The organism is Reyranella sp. (assembly GCF_044224635.1).
Taxonomy (GTDB): Bacteria; Pseudomonadota; Alphaproteobacteria; order Reyranellales; family Reyranellaceae; genus Reyranella.
This window is the reverse complement of the sequence record NZ_JBGAKA010000066.1, coordinates 1-17,748: the sequence shown is the minus strand read 5'-3', so window position 1 is coordinate 17,748 and position 17,748 is coordinate 1. Positions and strand designations below refer to the sequence as shown.

The following is a 17,748-nucleotide window of genomic DNA, read 5'->3' as shown; positions in this document are numbered from 1 at the left end:
CTCAGCAGAGGGCAGGTCGGGAGGGGCAGTAGTTACGTTTATAGCGTTTGTGCACCATATTACTTTCATGTCCACCTCGTCCCGCTCAGGCAAAAAACTGCCTCTGTCACCAGAAGCCATTTCAACCGTCGAACGGGTGGCGGCTGCCCGCATTGCGTCACTCCTGTCGCCGACTTCTACCAAAGGAGGCCGCAGGGTGCAGGTCGTCAATGCGAAAGGTCAGCGACTTGAGTTGTCGGCCACGTTGGCGAACGTCATGTACCGCGCAGCCGAGCTCCTCGCGGAAGGACGGCCGGTTGCAGTCCTGCCCGAAGAGGAAATGTTGTCCACTCAGACGGCGGCAGATTTCTTGAACGTCTCCCGTCAGTATCTTGTTCGAATGGTTGACGCTGGCGAGTTGGCTGCAATGAAAGTCGGAAGCCATCGCCGCCTGCGAGCGGCTGATGTCGCGGCGTTCAAGGCCGTGCGCGACGCCAAGCGAACAACAGCATTGAACCGTCTGACCGAGCGCAGCGAAGAGGCAGGCGGCTACGCGTTTGGTACGAAACAGCGCTGATAAGAAATCGCACCACAAATGGAAGGTGATTGGCGGCTGGAACACCTCCGGACTCAACCGTTTCTTCGTGGGGCCCGCTTCCAGAGAACGCTCTACAAGACCAATCACCCGGACTGGGATCACGATCACTGCGCAGGATGCTGGGCAAAATTTGCCGAGAATGCTTCAGAGCCGGAACTCATCGAGCAAGAAGGCTATGCCACCACCTCTAACTATGAGAAGGGCGCCGGCTATGATTGGGTTTGTGTCACCTGCTTCGCCCTGTTCAAGGACGAGATGGGTTGGATCGAAGTCAGAAATTGAAACTGGGACAGCCCCGTAGTTGGCGCCGCCGCCGCCGCGGCCTCCAATCATTGCAGGGCGAGCGGCGACAAGTACGAAGCCTGCGCCCAGGCCGGTCTCGACAAGGCTGTAAACCTGCTCAGATGACGCGCGGGGTCGCCTCTGCCGGGCCATCCTGCTAGAACGCGACCAGCTCCAGTGGAGGATGCAATCATGGTCGCCGAGATCGGGCACTACATCGAGAACAAGCGCGTGGCGGGCACCAGCGGCCGCAGCGGCGAGGTCACCAATCCGGCGACCGGCGAGGTGACCGCGCGGGTGGCCTTCGCCTCCACCGGCGAGATCGATGCCGCCGTGCAGCTCGCGAAGAAGGCGCAGCTCGCCTGGGCGGCGACGCCGCCGCTGCGCCGCCAGCGCGTCATGTTCAATCTCAAGAGCCTGGTCGAGAAGCGCGCCGACGATCTCGCCCGCCTGATGACTCTCGAGCACGGCAAGACCTTCGACGACGCCAAGGGCGAGGTCGGGCGCGGCCTCGAGGTCGTCGAGTTCTCCTGCGGCATCGCCCATCACATGCGCGGCGACTTCACCGAGCAGGTCGCCACCGAGATGGACAGCTGGTCGATCCGCCAGCCGGTCGGCGTGGTGGCTGGCATCACGCCGTTCAATTTCCCGATCATGATCCCGTGCTGGATGGGCGCCATGGCGGTAGCCTGCGGCAATGCCTTCATCCTGAAGCCGTCGGAGAAGGACCCGAGCGCGCCGATGCTGCTGGCCGAGCTGTTCGCCGAGGCCGGCGCGCCAGCCGGCATCTTCCAGGTTCTGAACGGCGACAAGGTCGCGGTCGATGCCCTGCTTGAGCACCCCGACGTGCCGGCAATCTCGTTCGTCGGCTCGACCGCGATCGGCGAGTACGTCTATCACCAGGGCACCCAGCGCAACAAACGCGTCCAGGCGCTGTGCGGCGCCAAGAACCACATGGTGATCATGCCCGACGCCGACCTCGACCAGGCGACCGATGCGCTGATCGGCGCCGGCTACGGCGCGGCGGGCGAACGCTGCATGGCGATCTCGGTCGCCGTGGCGGTCGGTGACGTGGCCGACCGCCTGATCGACAAGCTGGCGCCGCGCGTGTCGGCGCTCAAGGTCGGGCCCGGCCTCGACCCGGCATCCGAGATGGGCCCGCTGGTGACCCGCCAGCACCGCGACAAGGTGATGGGCTACGTCGATCTCGGCGTGAAGGAAGGCGCCAGGCTGGTGGTCGACGGCCGCAGCCTCAAGCTTCAAGGCTACGAGAACGGCAACTTCATGGGCGGCTGCCTGTTCGACAACGTCAAGCCCGACATGCAGATCTACAAGGACGAGATCTTCGGACCGGTCCTGTCGGTGGTGCGCTCGAAGAGCTTCGACGAGGCCGTCGGGCTGGTGAACGACCATGCCTACGGCAACGGCACGGCGATCTTCACCCGCGACGGCGATGCCGCCCGCGCCTTCGCCAACGGCGTCAAGATCGGCATGGTCGGCATCAACGTGCCGATCCCGGTGCCGGTCGCCTATCACAGCTTCGGCGGCTGGAAAGCCTCGATCTTCGGCGACCACGGCATCTACGGCATGGAAGGCGTGCGCTTCTACACCAAGCTCAAGACCATCACCGCGCGGTGGCCGACCGGCATCCGATCCGGGGCGGAGTTCCATTTCCAGGCGAGGAACTAGCTCATCCGCCTCCCCAGCTCCGCTGGGGAGGTGTCGCCGTCATCGGCGACGGAGGGGTCATGAGTCACCGCCGCGAGCGGCCACTCCGAGCGCGTGAATTTATCGGCGGCATCGACTTTGGCCGCAAATCCGGGAAAGGAAAGGTCCTCGCTGCGCTCGGGATGACACCATTGTTGTTGCCACAGCGGGCAAAGCTGTCATCCCGAGCGCAGCGAGGGACCTTTATTTTTTGCCACTTCCGTTCGAAAGCGACATCGGCAACAAATTCACAAGCTCTTCATGACGCTCTTCTTCCTGCAACGAGGGGAAGATGCGCCTATGAGTGGCGCGCTCCAGCAATGCCCCCTCCGTCCGCTTCGCGGACACCTCCCCAGCGATGCGCTGGGGAAGATTCGTCCGTCACTTCTTCTCGATGTTCCAGAAGATCGTCACCGGCGATTCGAGGCTGCCGTTGATGTTCTTGCGCAACGCCACCGGGGCGTACCATTGGCCGAGGAAGGCGTGGGTCGGATTGGCGGCCACGCGCTCCTGCATGGCGACGGCCAGGTCCTTGCGCTTGGCGGCGTCGGTCTCGTCAGCGAAGGCGGCGCGCAGCTTGACCAGGGTCTCGTCGCTCGGCCAGCCGAACCAGGCATTCTCGCCGATCGCGTTTATGTAGGTGTTGGCCAGCGGATCGACGATGTCGACCGACGCCGACGAGGTCAGGAAGGCGTTCCAGCCGCCCTTGTCGGGCGCATCCTTGCGGGCGCGGCGGCTCACCAGCGTCTGCCAGTCCATCGACTGCATGTCGACCTTCATGCCGGCGCGCTCGAGCAGCTGCTTGGCGACCGGCGCGAGATTGGCGAGCACGTAGAGGTCGGTCGAGTGCATCAGCACCACCGGCGTGCCGTCGTAGCCGCCCTCCTTCAGGAGCTCCCTGGCCTTATTGAAGTTCGAGTCGAACTTGTCCTCGAAGCCCTTGAAGCTGGCATAGGGCGTGTCGCACATGAACATGGCCTTGCAGGTCTTGTACCACTTGGGATCGCCGATCACGCCGTCGAGAAAGTCCTTCTGGTTGAAGGCATAGAGCGCGGCCTGGCGGATCTTCGGATTGTCGAACGGCTTGAACAGCTGGTTGAAGCGGAAGATGTACTGGTTGCCCCACTTGTTGAGGTTGACCAGCTTGACGTTGGGATCGGCCGTCATGACCTTGAACAGATCGTGCTGCGGCGATTCGATCATGTCGATCTCGCCCTTGATCAGCGCGTTGACGGCCGTCTGCTGGTCGGCGATGGCGACCCATTCGACGCGGTCGACCTTGGCGATCTTGCCGCCAGCCAAACCCGACGCCGGCTCGGCGCGTGGCTTGTACTTGGGATTCTTGACGTAGACCGTCTTGTCGCCGGGCTTCCATTCATTCTTGACGAAGATGAACGGACCGGAGCCGGTGTAGTCGTCGATCTGCTTGAACGGGTCGGTCTCGGCGACACGCTTGGGCATGATGAAGGGATTGCCCGATGGCTTGCCCAGCGCCTGCAGCATGATGCCGGTCGGCGCCTTGAGCTGGATCTGGAAGGTCTTGGGATCGAGCGCCTTGATCTCGGTGACCTTGGTCCACAGCAATTGCCCCAGGGGATCGCGCACCGCCCAGCGCTTGACCGACGGCACGACGTCGTCCGACGTGACCGGCTGACCGTCGGTGAACTCGAGACCGTCGCGCAAGGTGAAGGTCCAGGTGAGCTTGTCGTCCGAGGTCGTCCACTTGTCGACCATCTGCGGCTTGACCTCGAGATTGCCGTCCAGCGCGAACAGCGTGTCGTAGATCATGTAGCCGTGGTTGCGCACGATGTAGGCCGTGGTCCAGATCGGATCGAGGATCTTCAGATCCGAATGGTTGACCACCCTCAACGTCGTCTGCGCCTCGGCCGTCCCGGCCATGCCGAGCGCGCCGGCGACGAGTAATGCCAGTATCCTGTTGCTCAACGACGCCTCCCTTATCCCCGAGCCCGCATCGTGAAACGGTGCGACGGCTTTTGGCAAGGGTGCTCGTCGAGCGCGTGCAACGCTCTGGAATGGCGGCGCGTCGTGGCGCAGTCTCGCCGCCTGCTTCCTGAGTGGGCATTCTCATATCGACCTCGGGCGCTCCGTCCGCTCATGCGCTCGCGCGGTCGGGGCGCCCGAGGTCCCCATGAGAATGGAGCGCTCCGGTCAATTCACAGGAGGAAACAATGCCGTCGACGACATCGCCAACCGCCATCAGCTCGCATCTCACGGTGCGCCCGGATTGGCTCAACCGGCGTCGCGAGCCGGCCATCGAGCCCGATTTGCCGATCGTCGATCCGCATCATCACCTGATCGACCGGCCGGAGAGCGGGCGTTACCTGCTGCCCGACCTGCTCGACGACATCAACGGCGGCGGCCACAACGTCGTCGCCACGGTGTATCTGGAATGGCTGTCGATGTATCGCCTCGACGGTCCAGAAGAAATGCGCCCGGTCGGCGAGATCGAGTTCGCCAACGGCGTCGGGGCGATGTGCGCCAGCGGCAGCTACGGCAAGCCGCGCGTCTCGGCCGGCATCGTCGGCCACGCCGATCTCGGCATCGGCGCGCGCGTTGGCGATGTCCTCGATGCCATGATCGCCGCCGGCGGCAGCCGCTTCCGCGGCATCCGCTTCATCTCGGCCAGCGATCCGGATCAGCCGCATTGGGGCGCAACGGCGATCCGCCCGCGGGGCCTGCTTCTCAATCCGAAGGTCCGCGAAGGTTTCGCGCAGCTCGCGCCGCGAGGCCTCACCTTCGATGCCTTCATGTATCACCCGCAGCTCGGCGACCTCGTCGACCTGGCGCGCGCCTTCCCGCAGACGCCGATCGTGCTCAATCACGTCGGCGGCCCGATCGGGCTCGGCCGCTACACGGGCAAACGCGATGCCGTCTTTTCCGACTGGAGCAAGAAGATCCAAGAGCTGGCGGCGTGCCCCAACGTGCACGTCAAGCTGGGCGGGCTGGGCATGAAGGTGTTCGGCTTCGACGTCCACGAAGGCGAGCTGCCGCCGAGCTCCGAGCAGCTGGCCAGCGCCTGGCGGCCCTATGTCGAGACCTGCATCAATGCCTTCGGCGCCAACCGCGCCATGTTCGAGAGCAACTTCCCGGTGGACAAGGGCTCGTACGGCTACGGCGTGTTCTGGAACACCTGCAAGCTGCTCACCAAGGGCGCCAGCGCGCCTGAGAAGGCCGACCTGTTCCATGGGACGGCGGCGAGGGTCTATCGGCTGAAGCTCTGACTCTTTGCCGGGAGCGCGCCACTCTGTGGCGCTCATGGGATGTGTGATCAGCAAGAAGAGCGCCACAGGAGTGGCGCGCTCCCAGCCCATGACCTCCGTTTAACGGAACGGAGGGTCAGGGCTCAGACACAGCAGAAAGGTCCCTCGCTGCGCTCGGGATGACAATATCGATGTGCCAACCAACAGTATTGGTGTCATCCCGAGCGCAGCGAGGGACCTTTCCTCGTGAGCCTACTCCGGCTCGATGCCGGCGATCTTGGCGATGGCGGCGTAGCGCGCCACCTCGGCCTTGATGAAGGCGGCGAATTCGGACGGCGAATCGCTCATCGGGTCGAGGCCGAGCGGGGCGAAGCGTTCCTTGACCTCGCGCTGGGCCACTGCCTTGCGCATCGCCGCGTTGAGCTTGCCGACGATGGCGTCGGGCGTGCCGGCGGGCGCCAGCAGGCCCCACCACGTGCCGACATCGTAGCCGTCGATGCCGAGCTCATGCAGGGTCGGCAGGTCCGGCAGAGCCTCGCTGCGGCGGGTGCTGGTCACGGCGAGGGCGCGCAGCTTGCCGGCGCGGATCTGAGGCGCGGTCGAGGCCACCGACATGAAGGGGAGCTCGACGTTGCCGGCGAGCAGATCGTTCAGCGCCGGCGTGTCGCCGCCGTAGGGTACGTGCACGATGTCGGTGCCGGTCTTCGACTTGAAGAGCTCGGCAGCCAGGTGAAGCGGCGTGCCCTTGCCGGCGGATGCGTAGTTGAGCTGGCCGGGCTTTGCCTTCAGGAGCGCGATCAGCTCCGGCAGGGTGCTGGCCGGCACGGCAGGATTGACCACCAGCACGTAGGCGCTGGTGGCGGCGAGGCTCACTGGCGCGAAGTCCTTGACGAGGTCGTAGGGCATTTTCTTGAACAGGCTGGGCGCCAGCGCATGGGCGCCCGCGCCCATGAACAGCGTGTAGCCGTCGGGCGGCGACTTGGCGACCATGTCGGCGCCGATCGTGCCGCTGGCGCCGGCGCGATTCTCGACCACGAAGGATTGGCCCAGCTCCTTCTGCAATTCGGGCGCGATCACGCGGGCCACCACGTCGTTGGAACCGCCCGGTGCATAGGAGACCACGATCTTCACGGGGCGCGATGGATAGTCCTGGGCCGCCAACGGCACGGCGACGAGCAGGCCGAGAACAACGGCGATCCATCTCATGAACTGGCTCCTGGTTTGCGCAGGGCATTCGCATATGGGCGCGCCTTTCACGCTCCTCCCCAGCTTCGCTGGGGAGGTGCCCCGTCATACGGGGCGGAGGGGTCATGAGCCTCAGTCCTGCTGCTCATGACCCCTCCGTCGCCGAAGACGGCGACACCTCCCCAACAGAGTTGGGGAGGAAAATGAGAGAGCGCTCCTGTGCGAATGCCCTTCTGGTTTGCGGGCGGCATAGTGGGTGAGATCGCCGCCGAGCCGGGCGGTCAGCCCGCGGCAGGCCTCGAGAAGGACCGCGCCCATCTTGTGCGCCTCGCGCTTGCGGAAGCGGGTGATCGGGCCGGACAGCGAGACGACGCCCAGAAGCTCATCCTCGGGGCCGAACACCGCGCAGGCGATCGCCGCCAGCTCCGGGTCGTACTCGCCGCGGGTGACGATGGGCAACGGAAGCGCCGGGCTGGTGCGGATGGCGGCTGGCACCGCGCCGCGCCTCATGTTGCGCGAGAGCCCCGAATCGAAATGCAGGAACACGCGGCCGGGTGCGCCGACCGTCAGCGGAATCAGGTCGCCCTCGCGGATGTGATCGCGCAGCGTGCGTTGCGAATCGACGCGGCGCAGGCAGAAGCGGTGCTCGCCCTTGCGCACATAAAGCGTGGCGCTTTCGCCGGTCCGCACCATCAGCTCGCGCAGCACCGGCATGATCAGGCCATCGAGCGTCGTGCCGCGCTTGCAGATCTCGCCCAGCCGCACGACGGCCGAGCCGAGCTGATAGCGGCCGCTCTCCAGCCGCACCAGGAAGTGCGCGTTCTGCAGCGAGCGCGCCAGCCGCAGAATGGTGCTCTTGTAGAAGTGCGTGCGCTCCGCCAGGTCGGCCAGCGACAGGGACGTGTCGTTGGCCTGGAAGGCCGCGAGCACCGCGAGCGCCCGCTCCACCGACGTCATGGCCTTGCCCATCGTGACGGCCTTCCATTGCACCGTTGCCTACAGCAGAATGCCCTTTCCTTTTGACAGAATATCCGGCCGCTCCGTATTTTTGCCAGCTTGAAGTGGCCCTCAGCGTGAAGGCCCCATCATGAAGGGGCAAGGAGTCGTGCGATGGAGATCCGCCGGACACCGATCGAGCATCCCTCAGCCTGGCGCGGCATCGACGTGGCGGACGATCCGGCCTGGCGTGTCGAGCTCGGGCCGACCGAGATCGCCGAGATCGAGCAGGCCCTGACCGGCGTGCAGCGCCGCGGCTTGCGCGCCGGCGGGTTCACTGCCGACGATTTTCCGCTGCCGACGGTCGAGGCGATCCTGCGGCGCTGCCGCGACGACGTGCTGTCCGGCCGCGGCTTCGTGCTGCTGCGTGGCCTGCCGGTCGAAGGGCGCGACCTCGAGGCCATACGCACGCTCTACTGGGGCATCGGCCTGCGGCTCGGCACGCCGGTGACCCAGAACCTCGCCGGCGACCTGATGGCCGAGATCAGCGACCGCGGCCTCGACGTCAATGCGCTGAACGTCAAGCCGTCGCAGACCAATGCCGAGCAGCGCCCGCACAGCGACCCGGCCGACATGGTGGCGCTGCTGTGCGTACGCCGGCCGGAGTCGGGCGGGCTCAGTCGCATCGCCAGCTCGCTGGCCATCTACAACGAGATCCTGGTGCACCGTCCCGATTATCTCGACGTGCTGTATCGCGGCTTCCATCACGACCTGCGCGGCGACGCGTCGAAGGACAGCCCCCACGGGGTCACGCCACAGCCGATCCCGATCTATCGCTGCCGCGACGGCGTGGTCAGCAGCGTGTTCAACGCCAGCACCATCAAGGACGCGCAGCGCCGCATGCCCACCGGTGTGCCGGCGCACGAGATGGCGGCGGTCGACCACATCGTGGCCCTCGCCCATCGCGACGATCTGCGGCTGGAGATGGATTTCCGCCCCGGCGACCTGCAGATCCTGAACAATTACACGGTGCTGCATTGGCGCACCGCCTTCGTCGATGGCGCCGACGCGGCGCACAAGCGCCTGCTCTATCGCTTCTGGGTCAACGTGCCGGGATCGCGGCCGATCGATCCGGCGATGGCCGCCGGCTACATCACCGGTGCGCAGACCGGACGGACTCAGGCGGGGAAGATCCAGACCGTAGAGGCCAGGGCAACCGCGCATGCCTGAGGCGACCCTCGTCACCGGCGGCAGCAATGGCATCGGCCGCGCCATCGTGCGGCGCCTCGCCGACGAAGGCCATACGGTGGTCAATGTCGACATCGCCGAGCCGCCGGCCGAGTCGCCGGGACACTTCCGCCAAATCGATCTTTCGGACAAAGCCGGCGCACGCGCGGCGCTGGCCAAGCTTGCGGAAGAATTCTCGCTGACGCGGGTCGTCAACAATGCCGGCATCGTTCGGGCAAGGCCGGTCGAGCAGGTCACCGCCGAGGAGTTCGACGAAGTGGTCGGCGTCAATCTCGGCGGCGCAATCCTGGCCACGCAGGCTGCCTTGCCGGCGATGCGCGCCGCCGGCTTCGGCCGCATCGTCAACATCAGCAGCCGGGCGGTGCAGGGTCGGCCCAACCGCACCATCTATTCCATGACCAAGGGCGGGCTTCTTGCCATGACCCGTACCTGGGCGCTGGAATTCGCCGCCGACGGCATCACGGCCAATGCGATCGGCCCCGGTCCGGTCGACACGGAAACGTTCCGGCGCAACAATTCGCCCGCGATCGTAGCGAACGTGCTCGCGGCCATTCCGATGAAGCGCCTCGCCGTCGCCGACGACGTGGCCCAGGCGGTGAGCTTCTTCCTCGACGCGCGCTCCGGCTTCATCACCGGCCAGATGCTGCATGTCTGCGGCGGCCAGACGCTCGGCCTGCAGCCCGCCGCATGAGCCGCGACGCCGTCCTCGTCACCGGCGCCAGCCGCGGCATCGGCGCCGCCATCGCCGAGCGGTTGGCCGGCGACTATCACGTGGTCAATCTCGACATCGCGCTACCCGGCGAGGCCTCGCCCGCCGAGTTCGTGCCAGTAGACCTTCGTGACCTCTCGGCGACCCGCGCCTGCCTCGCCGAAATCTGCGCCCGCCATCGCTTCACGCGGCTGGTCAACAATGTCGGCATGTCGTCGGCGGTGCCGCTGGCCGAGCTGGGCGATGACCTCGCCGAGGCATCGATCGCGCTCAATCTGCGCGCCGCCCTGCTCTGCCTGCAGGCGGTGCTGCCGGCGATGACCGAGGCGGGCTTCGGCCGGGTCGTCAACATGGGCAGCCGCGCGGCTTTGGGTAAGGAGCTGCGCACGGTCTACAGCGCGACCAAGGGCGGCATGCACGCCCTGACGCGGACCTGGGCGCTCGAGCTCGCCGGCCGCAGCATCGCGGTCAACGCGGTGGCCCCCGGGATGATCGACACCGAGCTGTTCCGCGGCGCCAATCCGCCCGACTCGCCGCTCACGCAGAAGCTGGTCGGCGCCATCCCCATGAATCGGCTGGGCACGCCCGACGACGTGGCCAAGGTCGTGGCGTTCCTGCTGTCCGACGACGCGGCCTACATGACCGGCCAGATCGTCCACATCTGCGGCGGCCTCTCGGTCGGCGCGGTTCTTGAATGAGGCACGAGGCGATGACACCGCACTTCTTCACCGCCAGCGACGGGCTGAAGCTTGCCTACTACTTGGACGACAACACCGACCCGTGGGCCAATGCGCCGACGCTGCTGATGCTGCACGCCGCCATGGGCTGCGCCGAGCGCTTCTATGCCTGGGTGCCGATGCTGTCGCGCCATTACCGCGTGCTGCGGCCCGACCTGCGTGGTCACGGCCATTCGGCGACGCCGCCCGCCGACAGCCCGTTCGGCATCGACCGGCTGATGAAGGACACGCTGGAGCTGATGGACTCGCTCGGCGTGGAGAACGCCCATATCGTCGGCAACTCGGCCGGCGGCTATGTCGGCCAGAACCTCGCCATGGTCCATCCCGATCGGGTGAAGAGCCTGATCCTGTTCGGCTCGACCCCGGGCCTGCGCAACAGCCAGGCCGCGACCTGGGTGCCGCGCATCGCCAAGGACGGCATCCGGAAGTTCCTGATGGACACCATCGCCGACCGCTTCGTGCCGGGGACCGATCCGCGCAAGATCGAATGGTTCGTCGCCCGCGCCGCCGAATGCGACCCGGCCTATATCGGCCGCTTCGTCAGCCACATGGCGTCACAGGACTGGAGCGACAGGCTCGCCGCCATCAAGTGCCCCACGCTGCTGGTGATACCAGGCGCCGAGACGGTGGGCTCGATCAGGAACTACGATGTCATGCGCGAGCGCATTCCCGACGTGCAGCTGATCGCCTACGAGGGCCTGCCGCACAATATCGGCGAGGCCGCCCCCGAGCGTTGCGCCGAGGACGTGCTGGCCTTCCTGCGCTGGCGCTTCGGCCAGCCCTCGCCGCCGCTGCACGTCGCGCAGCCGCATTGAACCCGGCGCAGTCGCCTATGACAAAAATACTGTCATCCCGACCGGCGCTGAGCGCAGCGAAGCGTCGTGGAGGGACCTTTCTTGTTGTCCGCATGAGCCAAGACAAGGTCCCTCGACTGTGCCGCCAATGGCGCTGTAAACAGCACCTAAGGGGCCGTGACAAAATAAGTGCTTCAGATTCCGATTGCTGACGCGTGGTGTGCGCGACAAGGATGCTGTCATCCCGAGCACCCCGGGGGGACCTTTCCTGCTGCCTTTTAGAGGTCCCTCGCTGTGCTCGGGATGACACCTTGTTGGATGCACTCATCTCTCGTGGAAATGAAGCGCTTGTTTCGTGACAGGCCCTAAGCGGAAGTCTCCGCTCGGGATGACGAAGAAAATGGCACGTTCGAATACCCTGCAGTGACCTGGAGCCGCTGATGCGCCGATTGCTCTTTCTTCTCGCCCTGTCCGTCAGTCTTCTCGCCTTCGACCTCCAGGCGCAGCCCTTCCCGGCCCGGTCGGTCCGCATCGTCATCCCCTACCAGCCGGGCGGCGGCACCGACATCCTGGTGCGCGTCCTGACACCCGAGGTCTCGCGCACGCTCGGCCAGCAGCTCGTGATCGAGAACAAGCCGGGCGGGGCCTCCCAGATCGGCACCCAGATCGTCACCGATGCCGCGCCGGACGGCTACACGATCCTCGCCACCGACAGCGCGCTGCTGGTCAATCCCGGCCTGTTCGGGTCCAAGCTGCCCTACGACACGCTGAAGAAGCTGACCGGCATCACGATGATGGCGAGCGGTCCGGTGCCGCTGCTGCTGCATCCCTCGGTGCCGGCAGCCGATCTGCAGGCCCTGGTGGCGCTCGCCAAGGCGAAGCCCGGCACGCTCAATTTCGGCTCCGGCGGCAACGGCAGCGCGCCCCACCTCGCCGGCGAGCTGTTCAGGCAGGTGGCGGGCATCGACATCGTGCACGTGCCGTACAAGGGCACGGCACCGGCCTTGAATGACCTGATGGCCGGCGCCGTGCAGATGATGTTCGGCGGCATCAGCTCGTCGCGCCAGTTCGTCGAGCAGGGCAAGCTGCGCGCCGTGGCGATGAGCGCCAACAAGCGCTCGCCCGCCATGCCGACCGTGCCGACCTTCGCCGAGGCCGGGCTGCCGGGCGTCAATGCCGAAAGCTACTGGGGCCTCTACGCGCCCGCCGGCACGCCGGCCGAAATGCTGAAGGTTCTGAACGAGCATTTCGTGAGGGCGCTCAAGGACCCCAAGATCATCGCCCAGCTGCAAGAGCTCGGCTTCGAGATCATCGCCAATTCGCCGGCCGACCATACGGCCCAGCTTGCGAAGCTGGTGGCGGAGTGGACGCAGACCATCCAGAAGGCCGGGATCAAGCTCGAGTAGGGCTCATACCCATCGAACGAACTGGTCTTTCTCTTGTCATCCTGAGTAAGGCGCGGTTTACCGCGCCGTAAGCGAAGGATCTCATCGCCAGAAGGTCCAAAGTACGCTGTAGCATACCGCGATGAGGTCCTTCACTTCGTTCAGGACGACAGAAAGGACGTTCAAGCCGCCACTTTGGCCCGCCCATCCTCGACGACCATCGCCGCCGCCTTTTCCGCGATCATGATGGTGGGCGTGTTGGTGTTGCCGGAGGTGATCGTCGGCATCACGGAGGCGTCGATCACGCGCAGGCCCTCCAGCCCGGTGACCCGCAGCCGGGCGTCGACCACGGCCATCGGGTCCGAGGCGATGCCCATCTTGGCCGTGCCGACGGGATGGAAGATGGTGGTGCCGATGTCGCCGGCCGCCTTGGCCAGCGCCGCATCGTCATCGCCGACACCAGGGCCGGGCAGGAACTCTTCCGGCCGATAGGCCTGCAGGGCATGCTGCTGCATCAGGCGGCGGGTAACGCGGATCGCGTCGGCGGCAACGCGGCGGTCCTCGTAGGTCGCGAGATAGTCGGGCGCGATCACCGGCTTGGCCGACGGATCGCGCGAGCGCAGGCGCACCGTGCCGCGCGAGGTCGGCCGCAGGTTGCAGGCGCTCACCGTGACTGCCGGAAACTGATGCAGGGGATCGCCGAACTTGTCGAGCGACAGCGGCTGCACATGGAACTGGATGTTCGGCCGCTCGTGCTCGGGCGAGGAGGTCGTGAAGATGCCGAGCTGGGAGGGCGCCATGGTGAGCGGACCGGTCTGGAACAGGGCGTACTCCGCCCCCATCAGGCCGCGGCCGATCAGCGAGTGATAGGTCTCGTTCAGCGTCTTGACGCCATGCACCTTGTAGATCGCGCGCTGCTGCAGATGATCCTGCAGGTTGTTGCCGACCCCGGGCTTGTCGCAGACCAGCGGGATGCCGAGCTCGGCCAGCCGGTCGGCCGGCCCGACGCCCGACAGCTGCAGGATCTGCGGCGAACCGATGGCGCCAGCCGACAGGATGACCTCGCCTTTGGTCCGCGCCTCGACGAGGCGGCCGTTCCGGCGGAATTTGACGCCGACGGCGCGCCTGCCCTCGAACACCAGCTGGTCCACCAGCACGCCGGTCTCGAGCCGCAGGTTGGGCCGGCCGAGCACCGGCTTCAGGAACGCCCGCGCCGCCGACCAGCGCACGCCGCGCTTCTGGTTGACGTGGAAATAGCCGACGCCGGTATTGTCGCCGGTATTGAAGTCTGATGTGCGCGGGATGCCCATCTCGGTCGCCGCCCGGGCGACGGCATCGAGCACCGCCCAGCGCACGCGCGGCTCCTCGACCCGCCATTCCCCACCCGCGCCGTGATGCTCGGTGTCGCCGAGGAAGTGGTTGTCGAGCCGCTTGAAGGCGGCCCGCACATCGTCCCAGCCCCAACCGGGCAGGCCGAGCTGGCGCCAGTGATCGTAATCCTGCGCCTGGCCGCGCATCGAGATCATGGCGTTGATCGCCGAGCAGCCGCCGATCACCTTGCCGCGCGGGTACTTCAGGCTGCGGCCGTTCAGCCCCGGCTCCTTCTCGGTCTCGAACATCCAGTCCGAGCGCGGGTTGCCGATGGCGAACAGGTAGCCAACCGGGATGTGGAACCAGATCCAGTTGTCGCGGCCGCCGGCTTCCAGCACCAGCACGCGCGATCGCGCATCGGCCGACAGCCGGTTGGCGACCACGCAGCCGGCCGACCCCGCCCCGATCACGATGTAGTCGAAGTCCCCTTCGAGACGAGTTTCGGCTTCAGCCGCCATTGAATGCTCCTCGACCCGGATGATGCGACGCACTGGCAGGAGCCTACAATGACAATCACGCGTCGGCGGGGAGGTCGTTAGCTCCAAGGACCGGCGCGAAGTGAGACGCCCAGTTTTTCCAGCTCACCGATCAGCTTCGGCACGTCCTCCTGGATCACGCGCCAATGCCTCGCGTAGTCCACTTCGTCGTAATCGTGCACGACGATGTCGCGAAGGCCGATGATTCGTCGCCACTCGATGCCTGGACAAGCAGCCTTGGTTCCATCGGATATCCTGCGGGCCGCCTCCCCGAGGATATTGAAGCCTCGGTCTGTCGCTCACTGCATTGTTCGATCATTCAGCAGATCGTCGATCGAGCGCCCCTCCCACATGCGGCGCAGATGACTTGCCGCGTCGAGCATGTCGTAGAGCAACGCCCTGTCGCGTTCGTCAGATGGCATAAAGGACCGACTTGTCGCGCAGGATCGATGCCTTGCGCCAGGGATTGCGGATCGCCTTCTCCTCGATGAGATCGACGTTCCGCCCGAACAGATTCACCAGTTCCTCACGCAGATCCACGAGATCAAGCGTGCTCCAGGGTGCGTCCGGCCGAAACGTGACCAGTAAATCGACGTCGCTGTCCAACCGGGCCGAACCGCGCGCCACCGACCCGAAGACGGCAAGCTCCGATATCCGCCAACGCCGGCAGAGCTCGGTCAATGCTTCCCGCGGAGCCAGATGAAGGGTGTCCATGATATGCGTCCAGTGCGCTTATCAGTATGCCACATGCTGAATGCCATCGCCTCGGCGTTGCGGCGCGGCCTCCTCACCCCTCAAATCTGCGAATAACCCGAGCCGCGCGTATCGACGCCACGACCCGTGCCGGTCTCGATCCAGCCGAACTCCTTCAGGATCTGCTGGCTGTAGGTCACGCGCCCATTCACCTTTTCGGCCGGCTCGCTGGCCAGCAGCAGGGCTGCATTGGCCATCATCGACGGCGGCTCGCCGTTGGGATCGTCCAGGCTCTTGACCAGCTTGTGATAGACGGTACCCGCCGTCGGCACGACCTGGGAGGGCGATACGCAGCTCACGGCGATGCCGCCATGGTGCGCCACCTCCTGCGCCAGGCCCTGGGTGAAGCGCTCGAGGGCGGCCTTGCTGGCGCCGTACATGACGCCGCCGCGCACCGTCTGGTCGGCGTAGGGGCCGCGTCCCGGGCCGATCGCCGAACCGGAGGAGATGTTGACGATGGCCCCGCGCCCGGCCGCGATCATGTCGGGCAGCACGGCCTTCGACAGGATGAAGGGAGCATGGACGTTGATGGCGAATGCCTTGATCCAGCGGTTGGTCGGATAGTCGGTAGTCGGGATGTAGTAGTTGAGGGCGGCATTGTTCACCAGCGTGTCGACCCGGCCGTAGGCCGCCCGCGCCGCCTCGACCAGCCGCAGGCACTCGGCTTCGGTCGAGATGTCGGCCGCGACCGCCGTCGCCTCCCCGCCCGCCGACCTGATCGCCGCGACGGTGCTGGCCAGTGACCCCGCCAGCTGATGGTCGCCCTCGTTCGCCGTCCGGGCGACGCACACCACCCGGGCGCCCTCGTGCGCCATCAGCTCGGCAATCGCCTGGCCGATGCCGCGGCTCGCCCCGGTGACGATGGCCACCCGCCCTTTCAGGCGGGCGCCCTGCGTTTCGGCCATGGCTGCCTCCCCTTGACTGTCGAAACCCGGCCCTTGCCGGACCGCCCGGTGGGCGCGCACTATTCGGGCAATACGGGAGCGAAGCCATGCAATACAAGCGCATTTCCGCCGATTGCCATCTCGACATGCCCTGGATGCCGCCCGACCTGTTCACGTCGATGGCGTCGAGCGAGATGAAGGACCGCATGCCCTTCGTGGTCGAGACCGACGATGGCCCGAAATGGACGGCCAAGAACGGCGCCAGCTTCGGCTACAAGAACGGCGTCGGCCCGGCCGGCTCCAAGTACGTCAAGGGCAAGCATCACCGCGTCGACGTCATGGCCGGGACCGGTCTCTATGAAGACGGCGCCAAGGACATCCGCCGGGTCTCCGACCCGCACCTGCGGATCAAGGATCTCGATCGCGACGGCGTCGATGCCGAGGTGATCTACGGCATCCTGGGTGCCTCGAGCCGGCTCAACGACCGCGACGCCTCGAACGAGATGCTGCGCATCTACAACGACTGGCTGAAGGACTTCTGCAGCCATTACCCCGATCGCCACATCGGTCTGGCCTGCCTGCCCTACGGCGACATCGACGCTGCGGTGAAGGAGATCCATCGCGTCGCCAAGCTCGGCCTGCGCGGCCTCGAGCTTTCCTGCTCGTGGGACATGGAGCCGATGTGGCATCCGATGTGGGATCCGCTGTGGAAGGCGGTCAATGACGTTCAGCTGCCGCTGCACTTCCACACCTTCCCGACCGTGCCGCCGAACACCATCGAGAAGCACGGCGGCCGGGTCGGCCGCTCGGTGTTCTTCACCGTCGTCTCGGGCTTCCAGATGAACCTGGTGAACATCCTGGCGGCGATCATGGGCGCCAATGTGCTCGAGCGCTTCCCGAACATCCGCATCGCCTTCGGCGAGAGCGGCTGCGGCTGGATCCCCTATGCGCTCGACCGCATGGACTTCGAATGGGAGGACCGCTTCACCGATCTCGGCCTCAAGATGAAGCCGTCCGACTACTGGCGGCGCCAGTGCAAGGCGACCTTCCAGTTCGACCGCATCGGCGCCAAGCTGATCGACGACATGGGCGCGGAAAGCCTGATGTGGGGCTCCGACTACCCGCACGGCGATGGCGTGTGGCCAAACTCCGACCAGTACATCAAGGAGCAGTTCGCCGAGGTGTCGCCGGAGGTCACCAAGATGATCACCTGCACCAACGCCGGCAAGTTCTACGGGCTGATCAACTAGATCTGCCGCAATCGCGGAACCGAAATGGCCGGGCCTGGCGACAGGCTCGGCCATTTTGTTTGCGCCAATTCACGCTGATGATGAGAAAGGTCCCTCTCGCTGCGCTCGGGATGACAACCCTACTGAGGCGCGCGCCGCGAGCACATGATGTCATCCCGAGCGCAGCGAGGGACCTTTGCCTTCATGCTCTTCTGGACCGCGGGCGTCTCGCCCGCCCACGTTCATGAGCGGGC

General features: G+C 65.9%; 16 protein-coding genes and 1 pseudogene. 10 read left to right on the top strand and 7 right to left on the bottom strand.

Features of this window, described 5'->3' with window-relative positions; translation table 11 throughout:
• Positions 1–196 precede the first annotated feature (196 nt).
• The 3 genes from ACILR9_RS34645 (at position 197) to ACILR9_RS34635 (ending at position 2,548) form a co-directional block, all read left to right on the top strand.
• The gene (locus ACILR9_RS34645) at positions 197–556 is read left to right on the top strand and encodes a helix-turn-helix domain-containing protein (protein WP_395714554.1); all 360 of its coding nucleotides are present in this window, start codon (positions 197–199) and stop codon (positions 554–556) included.
• 18 nt (positions 557–574) lie between these two features.
• Entirely contained in the window at positions 575–859 is a 285-nt protein-coding gene (locus ACILR9_RS34640; protein ID WP_395714553.1) for a hypothetical protein, read from the top strand.
• 192 nt (positions 860–1,051) lie between these two features.
• On the top strand, positions 1,052–2,548 hold the full coding sequence (locus ACILR9_RS34635) for a CoA-acylating methylmalonate-semialdehyde dehydrogenase (RefSeq protein ID WP_395714552.1): 1,497 nt from the start codon (positions 1,052–1,054) through the stop codon (positions 2,546–2,548).
• A gap of 399 nt (positions 2,549–2,947) precedes the next feature.
• Here ACILR9_RS34635 and ACILR9_RS34630 read toward each other — a convergent pair whose 3' ends face one another.
• Positions 2,948–4,510 carry an ABC transporter substrate-binding protein gene (locus ACILR9_RS34630; RefSeq protein ID WP_395714551.1) on the bottom strand — a complete coding sequence of 521 codons (1,563 nt, stop codon included), beginning with the start codon at positions 4,508–4,510 and terminating at the stop codon, positions 2,948–2,950.
• A gap of 245 nt (positions 4,511–4,755) precedes the next feature.
• Between ACILR9_RS34630 and ACILR9_RS34625 the strand changes: the two genes are divergently transcribed.
• Positions 4,756–5,808 (top strand): amidohydrolase family protein, encoded by a 1,053-nt coding sequence (locus tag ACILR9_RS34625; protein WP_395714550.1) that lies wholly within the window; start codon positions 4,756–4,758, stop codon positions 5,806–5,808.
• 231 nt (positions 5,809–6,039) lie between these two features.
• Here the strand turns inward: ACILR9_RS34625 and ACILR9_RS34620 are convergent, their stop codons facing one another.
• Both ACILR9_RS34620 and ACILR9_RS34615 read right to left on the bottom strand, forming a co-directional pair.
• On the bottom strand, positions 6,040–6,993 hold the full coding sequence (locus ACILR9_RS34620; protein ID WP_395714549.1) for a Bug family tripartite tricarboxylate transporter substrate binding protein: 954 nt from the start codon (positions 6,991–6,993) through the stop codon (positions 6,040–6,042).
• Between the two features lie 111 nt (positions 6,994–7,104).
• Entirely contained in the window at positions 7,105–7,962 is an 858-nt protein-coding gene (locus tag ACILR9_RS34615; protein WP_395714548.1) for an IclR family transcriptional regulator, read from the bottom strand.
• A gap of 120 nt (positions 7,963–8,082) precedes the next feature.
• Here ACILR9_RS34615 and ACILR9_RS34610 point away from each other — a divergent pair, with 120 nt between their 5' ends.
• From ACILR9_RS34610 to ACILR9_RS34590, 5 genes are all read left to right on the top strand, one after another.
• Positions 8,083–9,138 (top strand): TauD/TfdA family dioxygenase, encoded by a 1,056-nt coding sequence (locus tag ACILR9_RS34610; RefSeq protein WP_395714547.1) that lies wholly within the window; start codon positions 8,083–8,085, stop codon positions 9,136–9,138.
• Complete coding sequence (locus ACILR9_RS34605; RefSeq protein WP_395714546.1) at positions 9,131–9,847, top strand: SDR family NAD(P)-dependent oxidoreductase; 717 nt, start codon at positions 9,131–9,133, stop codon at positions 9,845–9,847. Before ACILR9_RS34610 ends, ACILR9_RS34605 begins: the two co-directional genes overlap by 8 nt.
• Entirely contained in the window at positions 9,844–10,563 is a 720-nt protein-coding gene (locus ACILR9_RS34600) for an SDR family NAD(P)-dependent oxidoreductase (protein WP_395714545.1), read from the top strand. Before ACILR9_RS34605 ends, ACILR9_RS34600 begins: the two co-directional genes overlap by 4 nt.
• 11 nt (positions 10,564–10,574) lie before the next feature.
• Positions 10,575–11,417, top strand: a complete 843-nt coding sequence (locus ACILR9_RS34595; protein WP_395714544.1) for an alpha/beta fold hydrolase — start codon at positions 10,575–10,577, stop codon at positions 11,415–11,417.
• Positions 11,418–11,836: 419 nt separating this feature from the next.
• Positions 11,837–12,802: a Bug family tripartite tricarboxylate transporter substrate binding protein gene (locus ACILR9_RS34590; protein ID WP_395714543.1), complete on the top strand. Its 966-nt coding sequence runs from the start codon at positions 11,837–11,839 to the stop codon at positions 12,800–12,802.
• Positions 12,803–12,963: 161 nt separating this feature from the next.
• Here ACILR9_RS34590 and ACILR9_RS34585 read toward each other — a convergent pair whose 3' ends face one another.
• The 4 genes and pseudogenes from ACILR9_RS34585 to ACILR9_RS34570 all read right to left on the bottom strand — a co-directional run bounded on the left by ACILR9_RS34585 (position 12,964) and on the right by ACILR9_RS34570 (position 16,286).
• On the bottom strand, positions 12,964–14,610 hold the full coding sequence (locus tag ACILR9_RS34585; RefSeq protein ID WP_395714542.1) for a GMC family oxidoreductase: 1,647 nt from the start codon (positions 14,608–14,610) through the stop codon (positions 12,964–12,966).
• A 77-nt stretch (positions 14,611–14,687) separates the two neighbouring features.
• A pseudogene (locus tag ACILR9_RS34580) lies at positions 14,688–14,915 on the bottom strand (DUF86 domain-containing protein); the annotation flags it as partial.
• 124 nt (positions 14,916–15,039) lie between these two features.
• Positions 15,040–15,342, bottom strand: coding sequence for a nucleotidyltransferase family protein (locus ACILR9_RS34575; protein ID WP_395714541.1), 303 nt, complete (start codon positions 15,340–15,342; stop codon positions 15,040–15,042).
• Between the two features lie 80 nt (positions 15,343–15,422).
• Positions 15,423–16,286 (bottom strand): SDR family NAD(P)-dependent oxidoreductase, encoded by an 864-nt coding sequence (locus tag ACILR9_RS34570; RefSeq protein ID WP_395714540.1) that lies wholly within the window; start codon positions 16,284–16,286, stop codon positions 15,423–15,425.
• 86 nt (positions 16,287–16,372) lie between these two features.
• On the opposite strand from ACILR9_RS34570, the gene ACILR9_RS34565 reads away from it, so the two are divergent.
• Complete coding sequence (locus ACILR9_RS34565; RefSeq protein ID WP_395714539.1) at positions 16,373–17,515, top strand: amidohydrolase family protein; 1,143 nt, start codon at positions 16,373–16,375, stop codon at positions 17,513–17,515.
• Positions 17,516–17,748: the final 233 nt, after the last annotated feature.

What these genes read in the sequence shown, in the direction of transcription:
- ACILR9_RS34640 (WP_395714553.1), top strand. Translation starts at nt 575, where the DNA reads ATGGAAGGTGATTGGCGGCTGGAACACCTCCGGACTCAACCGTTTCTT.
- ACILR9_RS34635 (WP_395714552.1), top strand. Translation starts at nt 1,052, where the DNA reads ATGGTCGCCGAGATCGGGCACTACATCGAGAACAAGCGCGTGGCGGGC.
- ACILR9_RS34625 (WP_395714550.1), top strand. Translation starts at nt 4,756, where the DNA reads ATGCCGTCGACGACATCGCCAACCGCCATCAGCTCGCATCTCACGGTG.
- ACILR9_RS34620 (WP_395714549.1), bottom strand. Translation starts at nt 6,993, where the DNA reads ATGAGATGGATCGCCGTTGTTCTCGGCCTGCTCGTCGCCGTGCCGTTG.
- ACILR9_RS34610 (WP_395714547.1), top strand. Translation starts at nt 8,083, where the DNA reads ATGGAGATCCGCCGGACACCGATCGAGCATCCCTCAGCCTGGCGCGGC.
- ACILR9_RS34605 (WP_395714546.1), top strand. Translation starts at nt 9,131, where the DNA reads ATGCCTGAGGCGACCCTCGTCACCGGCGGCAGCAATGGCATCGGCCGC.
- ACILR9_RS34600 (WP_395714545.1), top strand. Translation starts at nt 9,844, where the DNA reads ATGAGCCGCGACGCCGTCCTCGTCACCGGCGCCAGCCGCGGCATCGGC.
- ACILR9_RS34595 (WP_395714544.1), top strand. Translation starts at nt 10,575, where the DNA reads ATGACACCGCACTTCTTCACCGCCAGCGACGGGCTGAAGCTTGCCTAC.
- ACILR9_RS34590 (WP_395714543.1), top strand. Translation starts at nt 11,837, where the DNA reads ATGCGCCGATTGCTCTTTCTTCTCGCCCTGTCCGTCAGTCTTCTCGCC.
- ACILR9_RS34585 (WP_395714542.1), bottom strand. Translation starts at nt 14,610, where the DNA reads ATGGCGGCTGAAGCCGAAACTCGTCTCGAAGGGGACTTCGACTACATC.
- ACILR9_RS34575 (WP_395714541.1), bottom strand. Translation starts at nt 15,342, where the DNA reads ATGGACACCCTTCATCTGGCTCCGCGGGAAGCATTGACCGAGCTCTGC.
- ACILR9_RS34570 (WP_395714540.1), bottom strand. Translation starts at nt 16,286, where the DNA reads ATGGCCGAAACGCAGGGCGCCCGCCTGAAAGGGCGGGTGGCCATCGTC.
- ACILR9_RS34565 (WP_395714539.1), top strand. Translation starts at nt 16,373, where the DNA reads ATGCAATACAAGCGCATTTCCGCCGATTGCCATCTCGACATGCCCTGG.